This window comes from Mesorhizobium sp. M7D.F.Ca.US.004.03.1.1, from assembly GCF_003998635.1.
GTDB lineage: Bacteria > Pseudomonadota > Alphaproteobacteria > Rhizobiales > Rhizobiaceae > Mesorhizobium > Mesorhizobium loti.
Genome location: NZ_RZQG01000393.1, coordinates 1 through 5,362 on the forward strand (window position 1 = coordinate 1; position 5,362 = coordinate 5,362).

Annotated in this window: 5 protein-coding genes; 1 reads left to right on the forward strand and 4 read right to left on the reverse strand. The window is 63.7% G+C overall.

Annotated elements, in window-relative coordinates:
• Window positions 1-33: 33 nt before the first annotated feature.
• From EN935_RS20785 to EN935_RS20800, 4 genes are all read right to left on the reverse strand, one after another.
• On the reverse strand, window positions 34-813 hold the full coding sequence (locus EN935_RS20785; protein ID WP_127264720.1) for an SDR family oxidoreductase: 780 nt from the start codon (window positions 811-813) through the stop codon (window positions 34-36).
• 15 nt (window positions 814-828) lie between these two features.
• Entirely contained in the window at window positions 829-1,779 is a 951-nt protein-coding gene (araH, locus tag EN935_RS20790) for an L-arabinose ABC transporter permease AraH (protein WP_109665824.1), read from the reverse strand.
• 11 nt (window positions 1,780-1,790) lie between these two features.
• Window positions 1,791-3,302: an L-arabinose ABC transporter ATP-binding protein AraG gene (gene araG / locus EN935_RS20795; RefSeq protein ID WP_127373571.1), complete on the reverse strand. Its 1,512-nt coding sequence runs from the start codon at window positions 3,300-3,302 to the stop codon at window positions 1,791-1,793.
• 69 nt (window positions 3,303-3,371) lie between these two features.
• Complete coding sequence (locus tag EN935_RS20800) at window positions 3,372-4,361, reverse strand: arabinose ABC transporter substrate-binding protein (RefSeq protein WP_109665818.1); 990 nt, start codon at window positions 4,359-4,361, stop codon at window positions 3,372-3,374.
• Window positions 4,362-4,619: 258 nt separating this feature from the next.
• Here EN935_RS20800 and EN935_RS20805 point away from each other — a divergent pair, with 258 nt between their 5' ends.
• The gene (locus EN935_RS20805) at window positions 4,620-5,309 is read left to right on the forward strand and encodes a FadR/GntR family transcriptional regulator (protein ID WP_245463070.1); all 690 of its coding nucleotides are present in this window, start codon (window positions 4,620-4,622) and stop codon (window positions 5,307-5,309) included.
• Window positions 5,310-5,362 lie beyond the last annotated feature (53 nt).

Here is a 5,362-nt window from a genome sequence, read left to right on the forward strand (position 1 = left end):
GACAGCGTCTCTTGGTCATGGTTTTCCCGGAATTCAGGCAGGATGCTGGAGCTGGCTCAGCCCGCCATCGACGACGAGCGTGGCCGCGTTCATGAACGGGCACTCGTCGGAAATCATGAACACCGCAGCCAGCGCGATCTCGCGCGCCGTGGCGATGCGGCCGCCGGGATGCAGCGCCATGGTGTTGGCGCGCGCCGCCACCGGATCGGCAAAGCTGTTCCAGTAGTCGATCGCCTTCTGCGTCTCGACATAGCCCGGCGCCAGCGCGTTCACGCGCACGCCTTGCGCCGCATATTCGAGCGCCAGCGATTTGGTCAGGCCGAGCAGCGCGTGCTTGGCGACCGGATAGGGGAAGGTGTGCGGGATGATGGTGAAGCTGTGCGTCGAGGCGATGTTGAGGATGGCGCCGCCGCCGCTCGCGATCATGCCCGGCAGCACCGCCTTGCTGCAATTCCAGGCGCCCTTGACGTTGACGTCGAAATTGCGGTTCCACTCCTCCTCGCTGGTATCGAGTGGCGTCGAGAACACATTGACCCCGGCGTTGTTGATCAGCGCGTTGACCGGGCCGATCTCGGCGGTCGCTTGTCTGACGGCAGCCGCAATCGCGGCTCCGTCGCTGATGTCGGCTGCCGCATGCCCGACACGGCCTTGCGGTGCGGCGAGGCCAGCGACGGCCTTGTCTAGCAACGCGCCGTCGTGGTCGACGAGGAACAGCTTTGCGCCTTCGGCAAGGCAGGCCTCGGCGATGGCCAGCCCGATGCCTTGCGCGGCGCCAGTCAGGAAGATGCGTTTGCCGGAAAGGCGCTCAGCCATTTTTGTCCCTCCAGCTTAACGCCGACCCAGTGCCGACGAGCGCAGATTGTCGAGCAGCACGGCCAGCAGCAGGATCACGCCACGCACAATGTACTGGTAGAAGGCCGGGATGTTGAGCAGGTTCATGGCGTTCTCGGCGATGCCCATGATCAGCACGCCGACGATGACGCCCGACATGGTGGCGCGGCCACCGGCAAGCGAAACGCCACCGAGCACACAGGCCGAGATGACCGAAAGTTCGAGCCCGACCGCCGCGTTGGGCTGGCCCGAGGTGATGCGCGACGCGAGCAGAATGCCGGCGATGCCGCAGACGACGCCTTGCAGTGCAAAGATCCAGATGCGCGTGCGGTCGACATTGACGCCGGCAAGACGCGAGGCTTCCGGATTGCCGCCGATGGCCAGCGTGTTCTTGCCGAAGACGGTGCGGTTGAGCACGAAGCCGAAGATGCAGAACAGGATGGCGAGCACCCAAACTGGTGTCGGTATGCCGAGCAGTTTCGACAGCGCGAGCTGGTAGAAATCCGGGCTGTTGATGCCGACGGCGCGGCCGTCGGACGCGATCAGCGCAAGGCCGCGCACGATCTGCATGGTGGCCAGCGTCGTGATCAGCGCGTTGATGCGGAATTTGGCGATGACGACGCCGTTGATGAAGCCGACGAAGGCGCCGCAGGCGATTGCCGCCAGGAGGCCGAGCAGGATCGAGCCGGTGGCGTTCGACGCCATAACCGCGACCATGCCGGCAAAGGCGACGATGGAACCTACCGACAGGTCGAAGTCGCGGGCGGCAAGGCAGAACATCATGGTGCAGGCGACGATGCCGACAGTGACCACCGACTGCAGCAGGCCGAGCATGTTGCGGTCGGTGAGGAAGTTCGGCACCAGGAGCGACACCAGCGCGAAGGCGACGACGAAGATGACGACGAGGCCCTGTTCGCCGAGCAAGAGCTTCTTCAACTGGTCGGTCATGCCAAAAGTCCTCAGGATGCGATCGCGTCGGGGGTTTTCTGATCGGGGAGAGCGGCGGCCAGGATCGCCCTTTCGGCGAACTGATCGCGGGTGAGTTCAGCGCTGACGCGGCCGCCGCACATCACCAGGATGCGGTCGCAGATGCCCATCACCTCCGGCAGTTCGGACGAGACGACGACGATCGCCATGCCGTCCTCGGCAAGCTGGTAAAGCAATTCGTAGATTTCCGACTTGGCACCGACATCGATGCCGCGCGTCGGCTCGTCGACGATGAGGACACGCACGCCCTGTTCGGACAGCCAGCGGCCAAGAATGACCTTCTGCTGGTTGCCGCCGGAGAGGTTGATGATGTCCTGCTTGCGCGACGGCGTGCGCACCTTCAGCTTCTTGATGAAGGTCTCGGCCGTGGCGATCTCGTTGACGCGGTTGAGCACGCCGAAGCGTGTGTGATGGCGCCGCGACGAGATGTTGATGTTCTCCTCGACCGAGCGGCCCTGGATGATGCCGTCATGCTTGCGATCCTCCGAGCACAGCACGATGCCGGCCCGGATCGTGCCACGCGGATCGGTGGCGCGGACCAGCTTGCCGTCGACGGTGATGGTGCCGCCCGAGCGCGGATCGGCGCCATAGACCAGCCGCATCAGTTCCGAGCGCCCGGCGCCGATCAGGCCGAAGAAACCAACGATCTCGCCGGCGCGAGCCTCGAAGCTGGCCGGTGTCTTCAGCTTGGCTCCGGACAGGGTCTCGACCTTCAGTCTGATATCTCCGGGCTTGCGCGGACGAAAACCCCAAATGTCGGAGATTTCGCGGCCGACCATTTCGGCGACGACCTGATCGCGGGTGACGCCTTTCAGCGAAGCGTGGTGCGCCGCGAGCTTGCCGTCGCGCAGCACGGTCAGGCTGTCGCAGAGGCGGAACACTTCGTCGAGCCGATGCGAGATGTAGATTATGACCTTGCCCTCGCCGCGCAGGCGGTCGATCAGGGCAAACAGGATTTCGCTTTCGCGCGAGGACAGCGACGAGGTCGGCTCGTCCAGCGCAATGACGCGTGCATCCAACATGATCGCCTTGGCGATCTCGATCATCTGGCGTTCGCCGATGGACAGCGTCTTGACCTTACGGCGCATGTCGATGTCGATGCCGGCCGATTTCAGCTTGGCGCCGACATCGTCCAGCATCCGGCGGCCGGCGATGATGCCGGCGTTGGCGGGGAAACGCCCGAGGCTGAGATTTTCGGCAACCGTGAGTTCCGGAACCAGCTGCAGCTCCTGGTGAATGACGATGACGCCATTGTCGAAGGCGTCCCTGGTCGAGGCATAGGCCTGGACCTTGCCGTCGATGCTTATCTCGCCCTCGTCGGCATGCTGGTCGCCGGACAGGATCTTGATCAGGGTGGATTTGCCGGCGCCGTTCTCGCCCATCAGGCCATGCACCGCGCCCTTGTCAACGCCGAACGAGACGTCCGACAGCGCCTTGACGCCCGGATAGGTCTTGGTGATGTGCGAAAAGTCGAGAAAGGACACGGAGCCGATCCTTCTTGTGCATGGCAAACAGGCGGCGGGATGAGCCGCCGCCTGTTTGTACAGGGAGGATTATTGGATGCCGAGACCCTGGCGGACCTTCTGGTAGTCGTCGCGCTTGGCGAGTGCACCCGAGGTCAGGATCAGCTTCTCCGGTTCCTTGTTGTTGGCAACCCAGTCATACATGTTGAGCGCCGTCTCATAGCCATGACGCTTCGGCGAGATGATCACCGTGCCGACAAAGCCGGTGGCGGTCGGCTTCTTGAACTCGTTGATCGCCGAATCCGCGCCGCCAATGCCGACGCCGATCATGCCATCCGCCGGAATGCCGACGCTTTCGGCTGCACGCACCGCACCCAGCACCGCCTCGTCGTTGAGGCCGAAAGAAACCCACTTCTTGATGTCGGCATGGGCGTTGAGCACGACCGTCGCTGCGTTGAGGGCAGCTTCCGTGTCGGTCTTTGCCTGTGGCGCGTCGAAGATGTTCTCGGCCTTGAAGCCGTTCGCCTTGAGCACCGAGATGGCGCCTTCGACACGGTCGACCGCCGTCGGCAGCTGGTCATAGGAGACGCGGATGGCGCCGACCTCTTCGGCCTTCCAGCCGCGCGCCTTCATCTCGTCGACGATCGCCTGGCCGACGGCCTCGCCGATCTTGGTGGCCGAGATGCCCATATGCGGCACGTCTTCCAGCGCCTTGCCGTCGGCTCCGACCAGGCGGTCGTCGACAGTCATCAGCTTGAGATTGTTGGCAGCCGCCTTGGCGACGATGCCGGGGCCAAGCTTCACGTCGGGTGTGCAGACGATGAAGCCCTGGGCGCCCTGGGCGCCGAGATTGTCGATCGCCGACATCAGCTTCTCGCCGTCCTCGGCGCCGATCTTGACCAGGGTAAAGCCCTTTTCTTTGGCGGCCTGGTCGGCGAACTTCCATTCGTCCTGGAACCACGGCTCCTCGGGCTGTTTAACGATGAAACCGATCTTGGTGTCCTGAGCATATGCAGCGATGGTCGTGACGGACAGCACGGCAAGCGCGCCCGCAACGAGCGCGGTCTTCAAAAGTCGCATGATTTCCTCCCAGCGATAGGCCGGGCGCTCAGCCCGGATGTCGGAGTCTCTATTCGTTTTTATCATACTCGTCAATTGATCTGGTATGATAATTAATGTACATGCTCCGACCAACGATCGCTGGCGCAAGTCACCCGCATCCGCTAAGGCCGGATCGGTTGTGCGAAACCAGCGAGTTCGCCGCCTTGGAGGAGGGCTGGGGTGACCGAGATTCTGAAGAAGGCCCCGGGAGATACGACCACTCGCCGCCCGCGCGTGATGCCCGATGTGACCAAGGCGATAGCCTCGGACATCTTTTCCGGGCGCTACCCGGCCGGATCGTCCTTGCCTACGGAAAACGAACTCGGTGTCGAGTATGGCGTCAGCCGCACCGTCATCCGCGAAGCGCTGAAGGTGCTGGCCGCCAAAGGGCTGGTCTTGTCGCGGCCGCGCATCGGCACGATCGTCTGCAACGAGGACGACTGGAACATCATCGACCCGCAGGTGCTTGCCTGGCACGCGCCGCATGCGCTGGACGACAAGCTCTTCGATGCCATTCTTGAAACGCGCCGGGCCATCGAGCCGCTGGTCGCAGAACTCGCTGCCACCCGCGCGACGCTGCAGGAGATCGCCGATCTCGAAGCCGCCTGGCGCGGCATGGCAGGCGCCGGCGAGGACCTCGCAGCCTTCTCGCGCAGCGACATCGCTTTCCACCAGATCGTCTATGCCGCGAGCCACAACCCAATCTTTCGCCAGATCGGCAATCTGATCGACACAGGGCTGAAATTCTCGCTGGAGGCGACGGCGGTGATTTCGCTCGACCGGCGCATGGAGGCCGTGGCGGCGCACCGCGAGGTGGTCGAGGCGCTGCGCATGCGCGATGCCGAGGCGGCACGTGGGGCGGCAAACAAGATCCTCGACCTCGCGGCGCGCGACCTCGTCAGCGCCAAGAAACTCAAGAGCAACTGAGACTGCGCATGAAAATCATCTCGCTCACCACCTACATCGTTCCGCCGCGCTGG